16 protein-coding genes and 4 tRNA genes are annotated in these 20,010 nt (G+C 72.6%); 6 read left to right on the forward strand and 14 right to left on the reverse strand.

Translation table 11 applies throughout. The features are described from left to right. Nucleotides 1-370: 370 nt before the first annotated feature. The 3 genes from HUN59_RS12420 to HUN59_RS12430 form a co-directional block, all read right to left on the reverse strand. Nucleotides 371-445, reverse strand: a tRNA-Val gene (locus HUN59_RS12420). A gap of 15 nt (nucleotides 446-460) precedes the next feature. Further along, a tRNA-Cys gene (locus HUN59_RS12425) sits at nucleotides 461-534 on the reverse strand. A gap of 82 nt (nucleotides 535-616) precedes the next feature. Beyond that, nucleotides 617-688, reverse strand: a tRNA-Gly gene (locus HUN59_RS12430). 367 nt (nucleotides 689-1,055) lie between these two features. On the opposite strand from HUN59_RS12430, the gene HUN59_RS12435 reads away from it, so the two are divergent. The 5 genes from HUN59_RS12435 (at nucleotide 1,056) to HUN59_RS12455 (ending at nucleotide 7,418) form a co-directional block, all read left to right on the forward strand. Next, a tRNA-Val gene (locus tag HUN59_RS12435) sits at nucleotides 1,056-1,128 on the forward strand. A 97-nt stretch (nucleotides 1,129-1,225) separates the two neighbouring features. Then, entirely contained in the window at nucleotides 1,226-2,752 is a 1,527-nt protein-coding gene (locus HUN59_RS12440; protein WP_174778516.1) for a DUF3375 family protein, read from the forward strand. Then, nucleotides 2,749-3,516: a DUF4194 domain-containing protein gene (locus tag HUN59_RS12445; RefSeq protein ID WP_174778517.1), complete on the forward strand. Its 768-nt coding sequence runs from the start codon at nucleotides 2,749-2,751 to the stop codon at nucleotides 3,514-3,516. Before HUN59_RS12440 ends, HUN59_RS12445 begins: the two co-directional genes overlap by 4 nt. Then, a complete protein-coding gene (locus HUN59_RS12450; RefSeq protein ID WP_174778518.1) occupies nucleotides 3,513-6,893 on the forward strand; it encodes an ATP-binding protein in 3,381 nt (1,126 codons plus the stop codon). Before HUN59_RS12445 ends, HUN59_RS12450 begins: the two co-directional genes overlap by 4 nt. A 216-nt stretch (nucleotides 6,894-7,109) precedes the next feature. After that, complete coding sequence (locus tag HUN59_RS12455) at nucleotides 7,110-7,418, forward strand: hypothetical protein (RefSeq protein ID WP_217508169.1); 309 nt, start codon at nucleotides 7,110-7,112, stop codon at nucleotides 7,416-7,418. Nucleotides 7,419-7,605: 187 nt separating this feature from the next. On the opposite strand, the gene HUN59_RS12460 is transcribed toward HUN59_RS12455, so the two are convergent. Next, the gene (locus HUN59_RS12460; protein ID WP_144801239.1) at nucleotides 7,606-9,069 is read right to left on the reverse strand and encodes a peptide MFS transporter; all 1,464 of its coding nucleotides are present in this window, start codon (nucleotides 9,067-9,069) and stop codon (nucleotides 7,606-7,608) included. Between the two features lie 211 nt (nucleotides 9,070-9,280). On the opposite strand from HUN59_RS12460, the gene HUN59_RS12465 reads away from it, so the two are divergent. Beyond that, nucleotides 9,281-11,395: an acyl-CoA dehydrogenase family protein gene (locus HUN59_RS12465; RefSeq protein WP_174778519.1), complete on the forward strand. Its 2,115-nt coding sequence runs from the start codon at nucleotides 9,281-9,283 to the stop codon at nucleotides 11,393-11,395. An 84-nt stretch (nucleotides 11,396-11,479) separates the two neighbouring features. Here the strand turns inward: HUN59_RS12465 and csrA are convergent, their stop codons facing one another. From csrA to HUN59_RS12515, 10 genes are read right to left on the reverse strand one after another with little or no spacing between them, the layout of a single operon-like run. Beyond that, complete coding sequence (gene csrA / locus HUN59_RS12470; RefSeq protein WP_058740408.1) at nucleotides 11,480-11,749, reverse strand: carbon storage regulator CsrA; 270 nt, start codon at nucleotides 11,747-11,749, stop codon at nucleotides 11,480-11,482. 4 nt (nucleotides 11,750-11,753) lie between these two features. After that, a complete protein-coding gene (locus HUN59_RS12475) occupies nucleotides 11,754-12,644 on the reverse strand; it encodes a hypothetical protein (protein ID WP_174778520.1) in 891 nt (296 codons plus the stop codon). Continuing rightward, nucleotides 12,619-14,673, reverse strand: coding sequence for a flagellar biosynthesis protein FlhA (locus HUN59_RS12480; protein WP_174778521.1), 2,055 nt, complete (start codon nucleotides 14,671-14,673; stop codon nucleotides 12,619-12,621). The genes HUN59_RS12475 and HUN59_RS12480 overlap by 26 nt, the downstream gene beginning before the upstream one ends. Continuing rightward, the gene (locus tag HUN59_RS12485) at nucleotides 14,670-15,902 is read right to left on the reverse strand and encodes an EscU/YscU/HrcU family type III secretion system export apparatus switch protein (protein WP_174778522.1); all 1,233 of its coding nucleotides are present in this window, start codon (nucleotides 15,900-15,902) and stop codon (nucleotides 14,670-14,672) included. Before HUN59_RS12485 ends, HUN59_RS12480 begins: the two co-directional genes overlap by 4 nt. 4 nt (nucleotides 15,903-15,906) lie before the next feature. Next, the gene (locus tag HUN59_RS12490) at nucleotides 15,907-16,683 is read right to left on the reverse strand and encodes a flagellar biosynthetic protein FliR (RefSeq protein ID WP_174778523.1); all 777 of its coding nucleotides are present in this window, start codon (nucleotides 16,681-16,683) and stop codon (nucleotides 15,907-15,909) included. Then, entirely contained in the window at nucleotides 16,683-16,958 is a 276-nt protein-coding gene (fliQ, locus tag HUN59_RS12495) for a flagellar biosynthesis protein FliQ (RefSeq protein WP_174778524.1), read from the reverse strand. Before fliQ ends, HUN59_RS12490 begins: the two co-directional genes overlap by 1 nt. After that, complete coding sequence (fliP, locus tag HUN59_RS12500; RefSeq protein ID WP_174778525.1) at nucleotides 16,958-17,779, reverse strand: flagellar type III secretion system pore protein FliP; 822 nt, start codon at nucleotides 17,777-17,779, stop codon at nucleotides 16,958-16,960. Before fliP ends, fliQ begins: the two co-directional genes overlap by 1 nt. After that, a complete protein-coding gene (locus HUN59_RS12505) occupies nucleotides 17,776-18,300 on the reverse strand; it encodes a FliO/MopB family protein (RefSeq protein WP_174778526.1) in 525 nt (174 codons plus the stop codon). Before HUN59_RS12505 ends, fliP begins: the two co-directional genes overlap by 4 nt. A gap of 8 nt (nucleotides 18,301-18,308) precedes the next feature. Continuing rightward, on the reverse strand, nucleotides 18,309-19,013 hold the full coding sequence (fliN, locus tag HUN59_RS12510) for a flagellar motor switch protein FliN (protein ID WP_174778527.1): 705 nt from the start codon (nucleotides 19,011-19,013) through the stop codon (nucleotides 18,309-18,311). Then, the gene (locus tag HUN59_RS12515) at nucleotides 19,010-19,888 is read right to left on the reverse strand and encodes a flagellar motor switch protein FliM (protein WP_141861453.1); all 879 of its coding nucleotides are present in this window, start codon (nucleotides 19,886-19,888) and stop codon (nucleotides 19,010-19,012) included. Before HUN59_RS12515 ends, fliN begins: the two co-directional genes overlap by 4 nt. Nucleotides 19,889-20,010 lie beyond the last annotated feature (122 nt).

Consider the following 20,010-nt stretch of genomic DNA (forward strand, 5'->3'; position numbering starts at 1 on the left):
GAGCCCGTGCATCAGGTCGGGGACGCCTTGTCCTGCCGAACCGGACCGCCGCCCGGCGACGTCCTTGCGTCGAGCCAGGTAGTACCTGCCGTGCCTCGGCTACGAGCACCAGGGCCTGATTCCATCGGGCTCTTTGCGACGTCGCTCGCATCACGGGCACGCGCCGACTGTCGCGCATCGACGACATGGTGCGATCAGGACGCGTCGATCGACCGGATCTCTTGACGCGTCGCCTACCCGACATCGGGCGAGACGTAGGGCGGTGGAAGCTTTCGCAGATCGTGCCAGAACCGTGCCACGACACCTGATCCGAGCCTTGGGCAACGCGTGGAGAAACACGAAAACCCCCGGATTTCCGGGGGTTTTCGGCTGGTGGGCGATACTGGGATCGAACCAGTGACCTCTTCCGTGTCAGGGAAGCGCGCTACCGCTGCGCCAATCGCCCAGGGGAGTGTGGAGCTGGAGGTGGGGACGGGATTCGAACCCGCGTGGACGGCTTTGCAGGCCGCTGCCTAGCCTCTCGGCCACCCCACCATCGAGGTTCACGTCTCCGTGAGTACCCGAACGGTGGGATACCCTCTGGTGAGTCGTGGTCGTCCGGGGACTCCCACACTCGAGCGGATGACGAGATTCGAACTCGCGACCCTCACCTTGGCAAGGTGATGCGCTACCACTGCGCCACATCCGCATTTTGAAGCGGCCCGAAGCCCGCCTCTGTCTCTCCGCTGTCGCGGCGACGAGAAGAACTCTATACGAACCGGACGGCATCCGCCAAAATCCTCCCCGTTCACCGGGCGTGTCCCCCGTGTTCATGCGGATCCAGGCCAGTCCGACGCCATCCGACGACCCTTGATGGCGCAGCAACCGTCGAGTCGGGAGCGGGAACCCGACGCCTTCTGCTCCATCGTTCACCGGTGAGCATCGGAGACGTCCCGCCGAGCACGCCGTCGAGCAGTGCAGCCGTGCGCGCGACCGACCGCGCCACACCCGGGCGGCGGCACGTGTTCGGCACACCCGCCAACGTCCGCTACTATCGACAGGCACCCAAGTGCAGGGGGCGATTGGCGCAGTTGGTAGCGCGCTTCGTTCACACCGAAGAGGTCATCAGTTCGAGTCTGGTATCGCCCACGTGTCCATCTAGGGCCTGAAGAACACCACCAACGAAGAGCCCGGCGCAACAGCGTCGGGCTCTTCGTCTTCCCGCACCGAAAGACAGCAGCGCCCCATGACCGACGTCGACCTCGAGTTCACCCGCGTCCGTGCGGTCCTCGACCGCCCGACGCTCCGGCTCATGTCCCGCCCGACGAGCGCCGCCGTCCTCGCCGTGTTCCGAACGGTGTTCGACCGCGACGTCCAGTACGTCCCCGCCGACCGCATGCACCTGCAGGTCGAGGAGCACGTCGCGCGCCTGCAGGCGACGGGCGCGCGCGTGCCCGCGAGCGACCAGACCTCGGGCGAGCCGGCGGACACCGCCGCGCGTCCGAACGGCCGTGCGCTCTGCCGTGACTGGGTGGCGGCGCAGTGGCTCGTCCGCTCGAACTCCCCCGACGGCGACGAGCAGTACTCCCTGACGAGCCACGCCCTCGAGGCGCTGAGCATGGTCGACGCCCTGGCCGCCGACCGGGCCCTCATCAGCGAGAGCCGGCTCGCCATGATCGTCGACGCCGTGCACCGATGGGCGGCGCGCGCCGAATCAGACCCCGACGTGCAGGTCCGACGGCTCGACGCGCAGATCGCCGAGCTGCAGGCCGAGCGGGACCGTCTGGCGAACGGCGACGCGGTCGTCACGGTCGACGACCACCGGATGCGCGACGGCTACACGAACATCTCCGACCTGATCCGCCAGCTGCCGAGCGACTTCAAGCGCGTCGAGGAGGCGGTCGCCGCGATGCACCGCTCGATCGTCGAGGACTTCCGGCAGGAGGTGCGCCCGATCGGCGAGATCCTCGACGACTACCTCGCCCGCACGGACGACCTCATGCAGGCGACGCCCGAGGGCCGTGCGTTCGAGGGCGCGTTCGAGCTGCTCCGCGACGACGCCCTGCTCCTGCGGCTCCGGGACGACATCGCCACGATCCTGGCGCACCCGTTCGCGGACACGCTCGGGTCCGGGGAGCGCCGGGCCTTCCGCAACACGGTCGGCATCCTCCGCCAGGGCATCGAGGACGTCCTCGCCCAGCGCCGGCAGCTGACGGCGACGTTGCGCGACCAGATCGTCGCGCACGACGTCGTCCGGGACCGCGAGCTCGACGCCGTGCTCCGCTCCGTGAACCGCGGCCTGGCGTCGTGGATCGAGCAGGGCAGCGCCCGCGACCGCGTCCCGCTCGGCCTGCTCCCCGCGACGGCCGAGGTCGGCACGCTCCGCGAACGCTTCCACGACCCGGACAACGACGCCGTCCCGCCGCCCATCGAGGAGCCGGACGACGACGTCTTCGAGGAACTCGACGTCGAGAGCCTCCGTCGGCACGGCGGCCCGCTCCTCGCGGAGCTGCGCGCCGCGCTCCGCGACGCCGCGGACAGCGCCGACGCCTTCCACGCGCTCCCGCCGGAGCAGCGCCGGCCGGTCGAGCTGTTCGGCCTGGCGCACCTGCTCACCGGGAACGACGACTTCGAGACCGCCACGCACGTGGTACCGCACCGCACGGTGCGTCCCGACGGCGAGACGGTCACCTTCCACATGCCCACGGCGTCCCTGACCGGCGCGCCGGCGGACACCCAGCACGACCACGACAACGGCCAGGAGGCACGGTGAGCGACACGACGACGGCTCCCGTCGACAGCGTGGACCGCGACGAGACGGACCTCGACGGCGTCGACACGACCCGTGACGACGAACGCGACGAGACCACGTTCGCCCTCTTCGAGGGCGACGAGGGACGGCTCGACGAGCCGCAGCGGCGTGCGCTCGTCGCGCTGCTCCGCAGCACGTACGTCAGCGCCCGCACGCACGCCGACGAGTGGCGCGCGGTGCTGGACGGCGAGCACCAGCTCCGCTCACGGCTGAACGACCTGTTCCTCGAACTGCACGTCGACCGGGACCGCGAGGTCGCCTGGAAGCGCCAGGCCCGCTCGGAGAGCCAGCGCCGGGCCTTCCCGACGCTGCTGCGCGACGTCCCGTACACGCGCGAGGAGACGATCGTCCTCGTCTACCTGCGGATGCGGCTGCGCGCCGACCCCCGCCCGGGCCTGGACCAGGTCGTCGTCGACCGGTCCGAGATCACCGGGCACGTCGCCGGGTTCCTCCCGCCGACGACCGACCGCACCCGGGACGAGTCCCGCGTCGCGAAGGCGATCGACCGCCTGGTGACCGCCCGGGTCCTCGTGAAGACCTCGGACCCGGACCGCTTCCGGGTGGCCAGCGTCGTCGAGGTGCTCCTGCCCCTCGAGCAGCTCCGCGAGCTCGAGCACTGGCTGCGCGACGCGACCGCCGCTGGTGGCGAGCCGACGGACGGCGCCGGGACGGGCCTCCCGGCCGAGCCCACCGACACCGACGACGAAGGCGAGCCGAGCGCATGACCGACACCGCGACCGACCCCTCCGGCACGCCCGCCTGGGGCATGGACGCGCTCTTCGACACCGTCGCGCAGTGGCGCGCGGAGTCGATGCAGGTCGTCAACTGGGGCGGCTTCCACGGCCACCGGCACGTCGAGCTGTCCGGCACCGCGACGCTGATCTCCGGTGCCTCCGGCACCGGCAAGTCGACCCTGATGGACGCGTACCTGGCGGTCATGATGCCGTCGGACGTGCCGTTCAACGGCGCGTCGAACGACGCGACCACCGGGCGCGCCCGCAGCGCCGACCAGCGCAACCTGCTCACCTACCTGCGCGGCAAGGTCGACACGCGACGGGACCCGGAGACCGGCGCCCTGCGCGACGTCAACCTGCGCGGGGACGACCAGACCACCTGGGGCGCGGTCGCGGTGACGTTCCGGAACGACGACGAACGGCGCTTCACCGTGCTGCGGACGTACGTCGTGCCGAAACGGGCGCGCGGCGTCGGCGACATCCAGATGACGATGGCGACCGTCGACGACACGTTCGACCTGCGCCGGCTCGAGGAGTTCGTGCCGTCGCGCTTCCACCACCTCGAGCTGACCAGCCGGGTGCCCGGGCTCGTCGTGCGGGACACCTACCAGGAGCTCGCGTACACGCTGCAGACCCGACTCGGGATCGGCGACTCGGGCGGCGGCAACCGGGCGATGCGCCTGCTCGCCCGCATCCAGGCCGGCCAGCACCTGCCGACCGTCGACGCGCTGTACAAGTCCCTGGTGCTCGAGACGCCTGGGACGTACGACGCCGCCGACCGGGCGCTCGCGCACTTCTCTGCCCTCGACGAGGCGTACGAGGCGATGGACACCGAGGAGCGCAAGGTCCGCATCCTCGAGCCGATCGTCGACCTGCACGCCGAGATCGAACGGTCCCGCGCGGCCGCGGCGGCACTCGACGGCATCGCCCCCGGTGCCGAGGTCTCCCCCTTCGCGCACTGGACGGCTTCGCGCAAGCGCGCCCTGCTCGACGCCGAGGTCGACCGGAACACCCGCGAGCGCACGGCAGCCCGCGCCGACGTCGCCGCGACCGAGGCCCGGCACGCGGCCGTCGAGATCGAGCTCCGCGAGGCCGAGGGGCGCCTGCGCGACCAGGGCGGCAACGCGCTCGCGCAGCTCGAGGACCGCATCGACCGCGGCACGCGCGAGCGGGACACCATCGCCCGGACCCGGGCCACGTTCGAGGAGCGCACCGCGCCGCTCGGGCTGACCCTCGACACCGAGTCCGCGTTCGGCGCGGCGCAGCGGACCTCGCGCGAGTTCCTCGGCTCGGTCGCCCGGCAGCGCGTCGCCCTCGACGAGCGCCGCGACGCGCTGACCCGCGAGGAGTACCCGCTGCTCGACCGCGAGCGGACCCTGCGGCAGGAGCGGCAGTCGCTCGAGCACCGGCAGGGTGCGATGCCGCTGCCGATGCACGAGGCACGCCTGGCGATGGCGCGCGCGGCCGGGATCGACCCCGAGTCGCTGCCGTACGTCGCGGAGCTGCTCGACGTGCTCCCCGGCGAGGAGCAGTGGCGCACGGCGATCGAGTCCGTCCTGGCGCCCGTCGCCCGCACGCTCCTGGTCGACCAGGACCGGCTCGCCGACTTCAGCCAGGCGATCGACGCCCTGCGGCTGCCCGTCCGGGTGCAGTTCGAGGGCGTCCCGACCGGCCCGCACCTCGACCTCGACGGCGACCCCGCGATGGTCTCCGGCAAGCTCACCATCAAGGACTCCCCCTTCAGCACGTGGGTGCGGGAGCGCATCGAGTCGGACCGGATCGACGCCCGCTGCGTCGATACCGCCGCCGAGCTCGGTGGCGGCGGCCGCCGGGTCACCCCGTCCGGACAGCTCCGTGACGGCAAGCGCGGCGCGCACGGCGACCGGCGGCAGTCGAACGTCATCGGGTTCACGAACGAGGCCCGCGTGGCCGCGGTCGAGCAGGAGCTCGCGGCGATCGCGCAGGACCTCGCGACCCTCGAGGCCCGCCGCACGGACGTCGCCCAGGACCTCGCCGCGCTCGACGTCGTCCGCGCCGCCCACCAGCACCTGGTGGACGCGACGTGGGACGGCATCGACGTCGCCGGTGCGGACGAGTCGCTCGCGCGGCTCGACGCCGAACGCCAGGCCCTGCTCGCCGCGGACGACGGCCTCCGCACGCTCCGCGAGTCCGTGGCCCGTCTCCGCCGGTCCCTGGACGAGGCCGCCGACCGGCGCGCGGGTGCCCGGCAGCAGGTGACCCGCCTCGAGGAGCGCCACGCGGTGCTCGTCGACGGGCAGGACGCCGCCGCGGAGATCCTCGAGCGCTTCGAATCGGCACCGGGGAGCGTGCCCGACGACGCGCAGGCGCAGCTGCTGGCCGAGACCTTCGAGGAGGTCGGCGCCCCCGAGGGCATCGACGGCTTCGACGACGCCACCCGTCGCCTGCGCCGCCGACTCGAGGAGCGGCTCACCCAGGCGCTCGACGGTGCTGCGGCGGCCTCGAACGCCCTGACCGTGACGTTCCAGCGGTACCAGGACGCGTGGCCCGACCCGAACCTCGGCACCGGCGTCGCGTCGTGGCCGGACTACCACGCGATCCTCGAGGAGATCGTCGCCACCGGGCTGCACGCCCGGCGCACCGAGTGGCGTCGGCGGCTGTCGCAGTGGAGCGGCGAGGACCTCGTCCCGCTCGCCGGCGCCTTCGACCGGGCGGTCGTCGAGATCGAGGAGCGGCTCGAGCCCGTCAACGAGATCCTCCGCGAGCTGCCCTTCGGTGCGAACCGGGACCGTCTGAAGATCCAGATCCGCCGGGTCACGCGCGAGGACGTCACCGCGTTCCGCCGGGAGCTCCGCGCCCTGTCGGCCTCGCTCGACACCGAGCTGACCGACGACGTGCTCGAGACCCGCTTCCGACGGCTCCGCCGCTTCATGGCCGTCATCCGACCGGAGCCGGGCGGGTCCCGCGGGCGCACGACGCAGCGCGACGCGGTGCTCGACGTCCGCCGGCACATGGAGATCACGGCCGTCCGGTACGACGTCGACGGCAACGACCTGGGCGTGTACTCCTCGCTCGGCGACAAGTCCGGCGGCGAGACGCAGGAGCTCGTGGCGTTCATCGTCGGGGCGGCCCTGCGCTACCAGCTCGGCGACGAGACCCGTCCGCGGCCCCGGTTCGCGCCGGTGTTCCTCGACGAGGCGTTCATCAAGGCGGACTCGGAGTTCGCGGGGCGGGCCGTGACGGCGTGGCTCCGACTCGGGTTCCAGCTCGTGGTGAGTGCGCCGCTCGACAAGGTCACCGCGCTCGAACCCTCGATGGAGCGGCTGCTGTCGATGCGGAAGCACCCCGACACGGGCCACTCGTCCATCACGGAGATCGCCCGGGCGTAGGGGCAGGCGCAGGCGCAGGCGCAGGCGCAGGCGCGGCGCGGCGCGGCCGCGCGTGCCACATGTGGCACGCTCGCCGTCCCCCGCCGACACTTTGCGCCCACCGGGCAACACGCACGCGGCACGTCGTGCACGCTCGCGGAGCCGCGCTCGGGGTCCGGGGGCGTCCGGGGTCGTCCGGGGGTCCGGGCGCGCGGGCGTGCACGGTACGGTGAGCGGGTGTTCGGACGACGACCTCCCCGCCCCCGGCCCGACGACGCCTCCGGCAACGGGAGCCGCAACGGGAGCGGGAGCGGCATCGGGATCGGCGCCCTCGTCCGGGTCGTCCCGTCGGAGCGCGGCGGGGACCGCTGGGTCGGCGAGCCCGTCGGGGTCGTCGTGGCGCCGGGCGGGAACCAGCTCGGCGGCGTCCAGCGCACGTGGGTGGTCGCCTTCGACGAGCCCGTACACACCGAGGACGGCCGCGGCCCGTTCGAGCGCGCGACCGTCCTGGGTCGTCAACTGGTGCCGGTCGAACCGGCGGAGTGACCCCGGGCCGCGACGGGTCCCGGGGCGGCGAGCGGCCTAGTACTCCTCGGAGCCGCTCTTCATCATCGCGGCGACGGCCATGCAGAAGCCGATGCCCCCGAGGACGCCGATGCCGATGATGACGCCTGCGATGAGTTCGAGCATGGTGGACTCCTGTGGTGACGGGGTCGGGCTGGTCCGCTCCAGGTTACCGGATGCCCCGCATGGCCTTCAGCACCGGCTTCGCGAGCAGGAGCAGCACGACACCCACGACGACTGCGACCAGGCCGAGCACGGTGAAGTAGGGGGCCTCGTCCGTCGGGTCGTAGTAGGCCGACAGGACACCGGTGACCGCGGTGCCGAGCGACACCGAGAGGAAGAACAGCGCGACCATCTGCGTCTGGAACTTCGGCGGCGCGAGCTTCGTCGCGACGGACTGCCCGACGGGTGAGAGCAGCAGCTCGGCGAGCGTGAAGACGAGCAGGATCGCGACGAGGGCGACGAGCGGCGTGCCGTTCTCCCCGGTGCCGACGAAGGGCAGGAACAGCAGGAACGCGATGCCCATGATGCCCGTGCCGAGCGCGAACTTCGTCGGGGTCGAGGGCTGTCGGGCACCGAGCTTCGTCCACATCGCCGCGAAGACGCCGGAGAGCACGATGATGAACACCGGGTTGATCGACTGGATCCACGAGACCGGCATCGTCCAGTCGAAGAACGACCGGTCCAGGCGCTGGTCGGAGTACACCGTGACGACGGTGAACTGCTGCTGGTACAGCGACCAGAACACCGCGCTCGCGATGAACAGCGGGATGAAGGCGACGACGCGGGACCGCTCGTCGGCGGTGAGTCCGCTCGACAGGATCACGACGAAGTAGGCGATCGTCGCGACGACCACGACGGCGACCACGACGGTCGGCAGGTTCCGCACGGTCAGGAGCCCCGTCAGGACGGACACCACGACGAGCACGAGCACGACGGCGACGATCCCGCCGAGCAGGGGCAGCCGACGACGGTCGACCGGGTTCGTGACGTGCCGGACGGCGTCCGGGAGCTTCGGACGGCGGATCGCGTACTGCACGAGCCCCGCGGCCATGCCGATCGCCGCGAGTCCGAAGCCGAAGTGGAAGCCGAGGGTGCTCTGCAGCAACCCGGTGAGCAGCGGGCCGGCGAACGCGCCGAGGTTCACGCCGAGGTAGTACAGCGAGAAGCCGGCGTCGCGCCGGGGGTCGTCGCGGCTGTACAGCCCGCCGACGATGGTGGTCGCGGTCGCCTTGAGCCCACCGGACCCGAGCGCGATGAGCACCAGGCCGATCCCGACCCCGGCGACCCCCGGGACGAGCGCCAGTGCCACGTGCCCGGCCATCACGACGATCGCGCTGCCGAACAGGGTCCGGTCCGCGCCCGCGAGCCGGTCGGCGACCCACGCCCCCACGATGGTGAACAGGTACACCGCGCCGCCGTAGGCGCCCATGATGCCGGTGGCGATTCCCTCGCTGATGCCGAGGCCGCCCTGCGACGCCGTGTAGTACATGTACAGGAGGACGATCCCCTGCATGCCGTAGAACGAGAACCGTTCCCAGAGCTCGACCGCGAACGGTGTCGACAGCTCGAACGGCTGCCCGAAGAAGGTGCGCTTGTGCTCCCGGGAGTCGGGTGCGGTGGTGCTGGACATCCGTCCACTGTGCCCCGCGCTCGCGACGACGGCCGAATCGAGCAGGGGTGCGAACAAAATCCCTCCGGCGCGTTTTGGAGGGTTCCCACCACGCGCGCGCCGGGCAGCGCGACGGTCTTGTGCGGCGGACACGGCGTTCGCACGACTGTCGGTAGCGGTGCCTAGCGTGGGTTCTGCAACACGGACAGAGCAGTTCAGGAAGGCTCCACGCATGGTCGACACCGCCCCCGCACGCCCCAGCTCGACGACCGCAGCCCCGGCGACCGAGGCCCCGAACGCCAGCGCCGCCGGCGACCCGGCGGCCGGCACCCCGGTCGGCTCGACGGACACCGACGTCCGCATCGACACGACGCTCCTCGGCGAGCTCCTGCTCGGACGGTGGGCCGAGGACCGCCGTATCTCCCGTCGACTGACGAAGGACCCCGCGGTGCACAAGATCGAGGGCCAGCCGGTCCCCGAGCACCGTGCCCGTGCGCTCGAGCAGCTCCGCATCCTGGTCGACGCCGGCGCGATCCAGCGTCCGTACCCGCTCGAGTTCGGCGGGCAGGAGAACCACGGCGGCAACCTCGCTGCGTTCGAGGAGCTGACCACCGCCGACCCGTCGCTCCAGATCAAGGCCGGCGTGCAGTGGGGACTGTTCGGCTCGGCCGTGCACCACCTGGGCACCGAGCGGAACCACCGCGAGTTCCTGCCGGGGATCATCCGCTTCGACGTGCCCGGCTGCTTCGCCATGACGGAGACCGGGCACGGCTCGGACGTCCAGAGCATCGCGACGACGGCGACCTACGACCCGGCGACGCAGGAGTTCGAGATCCACACGCCGTTCCGCGGTGCGTGGAAGGACTACATCGGCAACGCGGCCCTGCACGGCAGGGCGGCCGTCGTGTTCGCGAAGCTCGTCACCGCGGGCGTCGACCACGGCGTGCACGCCTTCTACGTGCCGCTCCGCGACGACGAGGGTGCCTTCCTGCCCGGCGTCGGCGGCGAGGACGACGGCGTCAAGGGCGGCCTGAACGGCATCGACAACGGCCGGCTCTGGTTCGACCACGTCCGGGTCCCCCGCACGAACCTGCTCAACCGGTACGGCGACGTCGCCGAGGACGGCACGTACAGCTCCCCCATCGCCTCGCCCGGACGCCGCTTCTTCACGATGCTCGGCACCCTCGTGCAGGGTCGGGTCTCGCTCGACGGTGCGGCCGTGGTCGCGCAGAAGATCGGGCTGCAGATCGCGTTGACCTACGCGATGGAGCGACGGCAGTTCCCGACGGGCGCCGGCGACGAGGGCGTCCTGCTCGACTACGGCCGACACCAGCGTCGCCTGATCCCCCGGCTCGCGACGGTGTTCGCGCAGTCGTTCGCGCACGAGAAGCTCCTGCGCACGTTCGACGACGTGTTCAGCGGGCGCGAGGACACCCCGCAGCGCCGCGAGGACCTGGAGACCCAGGCCGCGGCGTTCAAGTCGATGTCGACCTGGTCGGCGCTCGAGACCCTGCAGGAGTGCCGCGAGGCCTGCGGTGGCGCCGGGTTTCTCGCCGAGAACCGCCTCACCGGTCTCCGCGCCGACCTCGACGTCTACGTGACGTTCGAGGGCGACAACACGATCCTGCTGCAGCTCGTCGGCAAGCGGCTCCTCACCGACTTCCGCGCCCGCGCCCCGCGCGACCCGGCGTCGACGGCCCGCTTCGTCGCCGCCCAGGCGGCCGCGAAGCTCGCCGACGCGTCCGGCCTGCGCCGGCTCCGGCAGACCGTCGCCGACCGCGGGTCGCTCGCGGCCTCCGTCACCGACCTGCAGGACCCCCGGACGCAGCGCGACCTGCTCCAGGGCCGCGTCGACACGATGGTCACCGAGATCGGACTGCGGCTCGCCTCGGCCGGCAAGGACCGAGCGAAGGCGGCGAAGCTCCTGAACCGCTCGCAGCACGAGCTGATCGAGGCGGCGAAGGCGCACGCGGAGCTCATGCAGTGGGAGGCGTTCACGGACGCGATCGAGGAGGTCGCCCCCGGCGACACCCGACGCACGCTGGTCTGGCTGCGCGACCTGTTCGCCCTCGGGCTGCTCGAGCAGCACCTGGACTGGTACCTGCTGCACGGTCGGCTGTCGGCCCAGCGCGGTCGCGCGGTGTCGGCGTACGTCGACCGGCTCGTCGCACGCATCCGACCGATCGTCCCGCAGCTGATCGAGTCGTTCGGCTACGAGCCGGAGCACGTCCGGGCGCCGATCGCCCTCGGCGAGGAGCGTGCCCGGCAGGAGGAGGCAGCGGCGTGGTTCGCGGCCGAGGCCGCCGCCGGACGCCTTCCAGAGCAGGAGAAGAAGCCCCGGCCGTAGCGATCCGCAGCCAGGGCAGGCGGCGGGATCCCAGTCGGAGCCGCGGCTGCGCCGGGCCTCAGTCGGGGTCCGGCGCGGAGCGCCTCAGTCGGGGTCCGGCGCGGTGCGCCCCAGCGCCGCCCGCAGCCGCGCCTCGGCGTCGTCCGGCCCCGCGGCACCGGCGGACGCGGCGGCAGCCGCCGCCTCGGCGTTCGCCTCGGTGACGGCGCGCACGACCTCCTCGCGTTGGATCTTCACCCCGCGCGGTGCGTCGATGCCGATCCGCACGCCGTCCCCGCGGCTGTCGAGCACCGTGATGACGACGTCGTCACCGACGAGGATCCGCTCGCCGACCTTCCGCGTGAGTACCAGCACCCCGTCAGCCTAGCGACAGGACCGGGACCCCCAACCGGTGCACGGACTCCGGCGTGGCGGTCTCCCCCGCGCCGATCGCCACGATGCCCGCCACGGGCGTGCGCGACGCCACCGCCGACACCATCGCCACGGTGTCCTCGTGCTTCCGGCCGACGTCGACGACGACCCACACCTGGTCCGGCGCGAGGCCCTCGGTCGTCGCGACGTCGTCCCACGCGGCGACGCCGAGCAGCGCGTGCCCGGCCTGCACGCCGGCCGCGCGGGCGAGGATCCCGGCCCGCCGGTCCGCGGCGTCGGTCGGCTGGAGCGCGTGCCGCATCGCGAAGACGCCGGCCGCTGCGTCGACGTCGGTCGGTCGGCCGACCAGCAGGACCAGGTCGCCGTCGGCGGACCGCACCGCCGGCACGACGGGGGCCGACAGGACCGGTGGCACCGCGCCTCCAGGCTGGTCGCCGGCACCGTCCTGGAGGCGCGACCCGCCCCCGTCGACCAAGCCCGCGTCCGGCTCGGGGCCGGCCCCGGCAGCTCCGCGCGGTGCGATCCCGTCCGCGACGAACCCGTCGAGCACCGACGCGAACGCGTCGGCCCGCGCCGTCGCGGTGCCGTCGGAGCGGGCGATGCGGTCCTCGGCCGCCTCGGCGTCGGCGAGGAGCGCGGCGATGCCGACCCGCACGACCGGACCGTCCGCGATCGCGACCCGCGCGACGGGCGGGGTGGTCGGGTCGGCGACCTCGACGACCGCCTCGACGTGGGCGCGGCGGAACAGCCCGCCGATGCCGGCGGACGTGACGCGCTCGGCGGAGACGATGCGGGCGGTGGTGCCGAACTCGGCGCGGACGGCCTCGCGGACCGCCTCGAGCGTCGGGCCCCTACGCAGCGATCGGGTCGGCGGCACGGACCACCCCCACGGTCTCGATGGTGGAGCCCGCGGCGGTGGCCTCCTGGTACGACAGCACCGGCAGGCCGTTCGCCTGCGCGGAGACCATGCGGTGCACGGCCGGGCGGAGCTGCGGGGCGCACACCAGGACGGCGGAGAGCCCCTGTTCCTCGACCGAGCGCACGGCGTCGCGGAGGGAACCGAGGACCTGCTCGATGCGGTGCGCGTCGAGCACGATCTGGGTGCCCTGTTCGGACGGCCGGAGCCCCTCGAGCATCGACTGCTCGAGGAGCGGGTCGATCATGATCACCCGGAGCGTGCCGTCCTCGGCGTAGCGCGCGGGCAGGGCCGGACCGAGGGCGGCGCGGGCGGCTTCGACGAGTCCCTCGGGGTCCGTCGAGACCTTGGCACGGAGGGTGAGCGCCTCGCAGATCCGGCCGAGGTCGTTGATCGGGACACGCTCGGACAGCAGCCCCTGGAGCACGCGCTGCACCTCGGCGAGCGAGAGCATGCCGGGGACGAGCTCCTCGACCGCGGCCGGGTTCACCTGCTTGACGCCCTCGGTGAGGACCTTGACGTCCTCGCGGGTGAGCAGCCGTGCGGCGTTGTCCCCGATCACGGCCTGCAGGTGGGTGACGAGCACGGAGACCCGGTCGATCACGGTCGCCCCGGTCATCTCCGCCGCGTGCCGGAGCTCGGCGGGGACCCACTTGCCGGCGAGCCCGAACACCGGCTCGACCGTCACCGCGCCGGGGAGTCCGTCCAGCTGGTCGCCGAGCGCGAGGACGCTCCGCGCGGGCGCGGTCCCCCGGCCGGCCTCGACGCCGGCGATCCGGATGGCGTAGGTCGCCGGCGGCAGGTCGATGCTGTCCCGCGTCCGGACCGGCGGCACGACGATCCCCATGTCGACGGCGATCTTCCGGCGGAGCGCGCGGACCCGACCGAGCAGGTCGTCCGAGGCGCCGGACACCATGTCGACCAGGTCGGGGGCGAGCAGGATCTCGAGGGCGTGCACGCGCATCTGCTCGAGCAGGTCCTCGGGGCTGTCCGACGTGGGCGCCGCGGCCTCGAGCGCCTGCTGCTGCTCGGCCGCTTGCTCCTCGCGCTTCGCCTGCCGGGCGAGTCGCCATCCGGCGAACAGCAGGCCGGCGCCGATCAGCAGGAACGGGACGATCGGCATGCCGGGGATGAAGCCCATCGCGATCGCGGCGACCCCGGCGATCATCAGCGCGTTGCGGGACTGGGTCAGCTGCTTCGTCGCCGAGGCGCCGATCTCGGTCTCCGCGCCGGACCGGGTCACGATCATGCCCGTCGAGACCGCCATCAGGAGCGCCGGGATCTGCGTGACGAGTCCGTCGCCGATCGTCAGGATGCCGTACTTCGACAGGGCGTCGGTGATCGAGAGGCCGTTCTGCAGCATGCCGATCGCGATGCCGCCGATGAGGTTGATGACGATGATCAGGATGCCCGCGATCGCGTCGCCCTTGACGAACTTCGATGCGCCGTCCATCGCGCCGTAGAAGTCGGCCTCGGCGGAGACGGCCGCGCGGCGCTCCTTCGCCTCGGCGTCCGTGATGAGGCCGGCGTTCAGGTCGGCGTCGATCGCCATCTGCTTGCCCGGCATGGCGTCGAGGGTGAATCGCGCCCCGACCTCGGCGACGCGCTCGGCACCCTTCGTGACGACGACGAACTGGATCACCACGAGGATGAGGAACACGACCGCGCCGATGATCACCGACCCGGAGACCGCGACGTGGCCGAACGCCTGGATGACGTCGCCGGCGAACCCCTGCCCGAGCACGAGCCGGGTGGACGCGACGTTCAGGCCGAGCCGGAACAGCGTCGCGACGAGGAGCAGCGAGGGGAACACCGAGAAGTCGAGCGGTTTCTTCACGAACAGCGTCGTGAGCAGGATGACGAGCGCCAGCAGGATGTTGCAGATGATGAGCACGTCGAGCAGGAACGACGGCACCGGCAGGATCAGGAGCAGGACGATCCCGACGATGAAGACGGGGACGGCGAGCTTCGGCAGGTCCTTGCGGTTCATGCGGGTACCCCTTGCGGATCGGAGGTCGCGGACGACGACGGGGTGGGTGCCGCGTCGGCGGCGGGACGGGACGGGCGGAGCCGGCGCGGACGCAGGTCGCCGCTGAGCGTGGCGGGGTCGAGGACGGCGGCGACCTCGGCCGGGGTGGTCGGACGGGGTGCGGCGTGCGTGCCCGCCGCGGCACCGCGGGCCTTGAGCGCCATCACGAACGACAGGACGCGGGCGACGGGCGTGTAGAGGTCGACCGGGACCTCCTGGCCGAGTTCGCACGCGGCGTGCAGCGCCCGGGTGAGCGGGACGTCGCGGACGATCGGCACCCGGGCCTCCTCGGCCCTGGCGCGGATGACGTCGGCGACCGGCCCGGCACCCTTCGCGGTCACCCGCGGAGCGGACTTCCCCGGCTCGTAGCGGAGCGCGACGGCGTAGTGGGTCGGGTTCGTCATGACGACGTCGGCGTCACCGATCGCGGCGACCATCCGGTTCCGGCTCATCGCGAGTTGGCGGGAGCGTCGCTGCGACTTCACGAGGGGGTCGCCCTCGCTGTGCTTCGACTCGTCCTTGACCTCCTGCTTGGTCATCATGGTGCGCTTCCGGTTGCGCCGGACCACCACGAAGACGTCGACCGCGGCGAGGAGCAGCCCCGCGGCGACGGCGGCGCGCAGGAGCGTCCCGGTGCCGGCCGCGGCGGCGTCGAGCACCGCGGACAGCGGCAGCGAGCCGCTCGTCATGAGCACGGGCACGAGCGACTGCACGGCGAACCAGAGCACGAGCCCGACGACCGCGGTCTTCAGCAGCGCCTTCATCCCGTTCCAGAGCGCCTGCACGCCGAACACCCGCTTGATCCCGGCGACCGGGTCGAAGTGGTCCGGCTGCGGGGTCATCCGACGGAAGTGCACCCCGCCCTGCGCGACGGACACCGCCGCGACGGCGACCGCGACGACGCCGAGCATCGGGCCGAGCGTCGCCCCGATCGAGGCGAACGCGTCGACGAGCGCCTGCCGCGCCGTGGCGGTCGTGGGGTCGGCGATCACCCGCTGCACGACGTGCAGCTGCTCCTGCCCGGCCGAGGCGGCACTGCCGATCGCGGCGGGCATCATGAGCGCCGCCGTCGCGATCCCGACCCAGGCGCCGAGGTCCTGCGACCGGCCGAGCTGCCCCTTCCGGTGCACCTCCTGCATGCGCTTCTGGGTGGCCCGCTCGGACCGTTCCCCGCTGCCGCCGTCGGACACGCCGTCACCCCCGCCCGGTGATCGCGGCGACGGCGTTCCCGGTGAGGGACGACACCACCGCGGGCAGGGCCATGAAGAGCGCGCCGGCGAACACGACGGTCAGCCCGATCTTGATCGGGAAGCCCATCTGGAAGGCGTTCAGCGCGGGTGCGACCCGGGTGAGCAGGCCGAGTCCGACGTCCGCCAGGAACAGCACGACGACGAGCGGGCCGGCGATCTGCAGCGCGGCGAGGAACATCTGCGACATCGCGGTGACGAGCAGCGCCGCGAGTGACCCGACCGCGAAGGTGCCGGGTGCACCGTCGGTGCCGACGAGGGGCACCGCGTCGAACGACCGGACGAGTCCGCCGACGATGAGCTGGTAGCCCCCGCTGGCGAACAGGAGCGCGAGGGACGCCATCTGGAACAGCCGGGTGAACTGCGCGCCGTTCACCTGGGACTGCGGGTCGAACGCCTGCGCGAGGGTGAAGCCGCCGAACAGATCGATGAGCGCACCGGCGGACTGCACGGCGGCGAAGACGAGGAACACCAGGAACCCGAGCCCGAGCCCCACCGCGAGCTGGGTGAGGAGGGCGAGGAGGAACGCCCCGGTGTCCGCCTGGACGTACCCGGCGCCGACGTGCGGCGCGAGGCCGATCGCCAGGGCGAGCCCGAGGCCGACCTTGATCGTCGCCGGGAACGCCCGGTACGAGAACGGCGGCGCGATGACGAAGAACGCCACGAGCCGCACCCCGGCGAGCATCGTGGCCTCGAGCCGCGCGCCGTCGACGACGAGGTCCATCAGCCGCTCCCGAGCAGCTTCGGGATCATGTCGAACGCGACGTGCGTGAACGCCACCATCTCCGAGATCATCCAGTTGCCGCAGACGACCAGGGCGATCGCGACGGCGACGGCCTTCGGCACGAACGAGAGCGTGACCTCCTGGATCTGGGTCACGGACTGGAACAGCGAGATCGCGAACCCGACGACGAGCGAGGTCACGAGGACCGGGGCGGCGAGCTTCGCCGACACCAGGAGCGCCTGGAGCGTGAGGTCGATGACGGCCTGCTGGTTCATCAGTGCACCACCTGGTAGCTCTGGATGAGCGACTGGATGATGAGCCCCCACCCGTCGACGAGCACGAACAGCAGGATCTTGAACGGCAGCGAGATCATCACCGGCGGGAGCATCATCATGCCCATCGACATGAGCGCCGCGGACACGACGAGGTCGATCACCAGGAACGGGATGAAGATGACGAACCCGATGATGAACGCGCTGCGGAGCTCGGAGATCACGAACGCCGGGATCACGGTCGTCATCGGGACGGCGTCCATGTCCTTCGGGTTGGGCTGACCGGCCGCGCGGGTGATGAGCGCCACGTCCTCCTCGCGCGTCTGGTGCAGCATGAACGTGCGGAGCGGCTTCGTCCCGACCTCGACCGCCGTCGCGAAGTCGACGTGCCCCGCCAGGTACGGCTGCAGGGCGTCGTCGTTGATGTGCCCGAGCACCGGCGCCATCACGAAGAGCGACAGGAAGAGCGCGAGTCCGGCGAGGACCTGGTTCGGCGGGATGCCCTGGAGCGCGAGGGCGTTCCGGGTCATCGCGAGGACCACGAAGATCTTCGTGAACGACGTCATCATGAGCAGCAGCGCCGGGGCGACGCTGAGGAGCGTGATGCCGAGGAGCGTCACCACGGCCGACGACGGGCTGCCGTCCGGACCGTTCACGCTGACGCTGAAGTCCCCGGTCGCGGGCGGGGTGGGCGTCGCGGGGGCGCTCGGCTGGACGACCCCGGCGGCGTGCGCGCCGGTCGGGTCCAGGAGCAGCAGGCCGGCGAGCACCGCCGCGCCGAGCAGGACGAGCGTGACGAGGCGGCCGCCGCGTGCGGCGGTCACCCGGCCCGCCGGTCGCGGAGCGCCGCCGCGGCCTGCCGCCACGTGTCGGCGGACAGGATCGAACCCTGCAGCTGACGGCTGGTCGGCACGACGGTGCGCTGCGGACGCCGGTTGCGCGGACGCATGGGCAGCGGCGCCGTCACCTCGGTCGTGTCGGCTGCACCGACCGGGAGGATCGTGGCGGGGTCGTCCTGCTGCTCCAGCTCGGCGCGGAACCGGTCGGCGGACGTGACGATCGCGAGCTCGGGCTCCGGCGCGGGTGCCTGTCCGCTCGTGAGCAGCGCGACCCCGTGCTCGGACACGCCGAGGACGAGACGCTCCCCCTCGACGTCGACCACGACGACACTCGCCTTGCCCCCGATGCCGGTGCGCCCGACGACCTCGACGGACGCGGCGCGGCGGCCGCGGGCCTTCGGTCGGCCGAGCTGCCCCTTCGAGACGCGGCGGTGCAGCACCCACATCAGGGCGAGCACGACGCCGAGCGACAGGGCGACGCGGAGGACGATGACGAGCGTGTCCACGGCCGGACTCAGACGCTCTCGGCGACGTCGAGGATCTTCGTGATGCGGACCGCGTAGTCCTGGTCGACGACGACGACCTCGCCGTGGGCGATGAGTCGGCCGTTCAGCAGCACGTCCGCGGGGGCACCGGCACTGCGGTCGAGCTCGACGACGGCGCCCGGCTCCATGCCGAGCACGTCGCGGACGGACATGCGCGTGCGGCCGATCTCGACCGTCAGCGTCATCTCGACGTTGTTGATCCGGCCGAGGTTCCCGGTCGGCACGGCGGGCGTGGCGGCCGGGGCCGAGACGGTACCGTTCTCGCGGACGCGGAGGCCGAACCACCCGCCGGGGACGCCGCCGGCGGTCAGTGCGAACACGACCGTCTCCGGGTCGGCGAACAGCGACGCGGCCGACTCGCGGCGGGCCTCGCCGAGGACCCCGACGCCGAGGACCTCGGCGGCGGCCTCGAGGGACGGGCGGAGGACGTCGGTGACCGCGACGATCCCGTGGTCGGTTCCGCCGGCGGCGACCACGGCCTCCAGGTCGGTGAGCACCAGGGCCAGGTCGGCCGACAGGCCGCCGACGAAGGACGCGACCACCGCGTCGGCAGCCGCTTCGAGCACGACCGCGGGCGCGCCTCCAGGCTGTGCCACCGCGGACAGGGGGGCCGCCGTCGGGAGCTGCGCCGCGAGCGACTCGGCGGCTGCGGTGTGGAGGGTGGTCGTGGTCATGCGTGCTGCTCCGTGGTGGTCGTGACGACGATGCCGGCGAGGCGCGATCCGTTCGCGCCGACGGCGGCCGTGCCGACGGGCTCGCCGTCGACGGCGATGGTGAGGGGGCGGTGCTGCGGGTGCGGCAGCGGCAGGACGTCGCCGACCGCGAGGCCGAGGACCCGGGCGGGGAGCACGGTGGCCGGCGCGAAGCGCAGGCTGACACCGACCGGGACCGCCGCGAGCTGCGCGTCGAGCAGGGCCTTCGCGTCGGCGGCGGTGACGCTCGAGGTGTCCTCGCCGAGCTGCGGCAGGAGCGCCTCGGCCGGCAGCGCGAGGGTCCCCGGTGCGACGCGGTCGCCGACGCGGATCGCGAACGAGGCGACGATCATCAGGTCGCCCTTTTGGGCGGCCTGTGCGAACTGGCTGTTGAACTGGAAGCCGCCGGTCGCGACCTCGTGCGTGAGCAGCCCGCCGAACGAGTAGCGCAGGTCGTCGAGGGCGTCCTCGACGATCTTCCGGACGAGCGCCTGCTCGATCGGGGTGAAGGTGCGGTCGGGGGTCGGCAGCGGCTTCGAGGCGCCGAGGGCGTGCGACACCCAGGTCAGGGCGGCGTCGAGCGGTACCTGCAGCACGCCCTTCGGCGCGATGCCGGCGATCGGCAGGAGCACCATGCCGGTCAGGGCCGGCAGCGACGCGGCGTACTCGTCGTACGTCGTCATCTCGACCTGCTCGCAGGTGACCTGGCTGACCGCGCGGACCTTGGCGGTCAGCTGCGTGCCCCACTGCCGGGCGAAGGTCTCGAAGGCGAGCTCGAGGACCCTGGCGTGCTCGCGGGCGAGCGTCGACGGGCGCGCGAAGTCGTACACCTCGGGCGCTGGCAGGGTCTCGGTCACGGGTGCGTCTGTCGGCCGCCGGAGGGCGCGCGTCAGTGCTGGCCCCCGGACTGGGGCCGGTGGGGCGCGTGCGCCTCGTCGGTTGCCATCCCGCTGTGCCGCTGCGCCGGGGCGCTCCGGCA

The sequence above is a fragment of the Curtobacterium sp. Csp2 genome (genome assembly GCF_013347165.1).

Coding starts and splice junctions, on each gene's coding strand:
- HUN59_RS12460 (WP_144801239.1), bottom strand. CDS start 9,069: ATGTCCAGCACCACCGCACCCGACTCCCGGGAGCACAAGCGCACCTTC.
- HUN59_RS12465 (WP_174778519.1), top strand. CDS start 9,281: ATGGTCGACACCGCCCCCGCACGCCCCAGCTCGACGACCGCAGCCCCG.
- HUN59_RS12450 (WP_174778518.1), top strand. CDS start 3,513: ATGACCGACACCGCGACCGACCCCTCCGGCACGCCCGCCTGGGGCATG.
- fliN (WP_174778527.1), bottom strand. CDS start 19,013: ATGACCACGACCACCCTCCACACCGCAGCCGCCGAGTCGCTCGCGGCG.
- HUN59_RS12440 (WP_174778516.1), top strand. CDS start 1,226: ATGACCGACGTCGACCTCGAGTTCACCCGCGTCCGTGCGGTCCTCGAC.
- HUN59_RS12480 (WP_174778521.1), bottom strand. CDS start 14,673: ATGAACCGCAAGGACCTGCCGAAGCTCGCCGTCCCCGTCTTCATCGTC.
- fliQ (WP_174778524.1), bottom strand. CDS start 16,958: ATGAACCAGCAGGCCGTCATCGACCTCACGCTCCAGGCGCTCCTGGTG.
- HUN59_RS12490 (WP_174778523.1), bottom strand. CDS start 16,683: ATGGACCTCGTCGTCGACGGCGCGCGGCTCGAGGCCACGATGCTCGCC.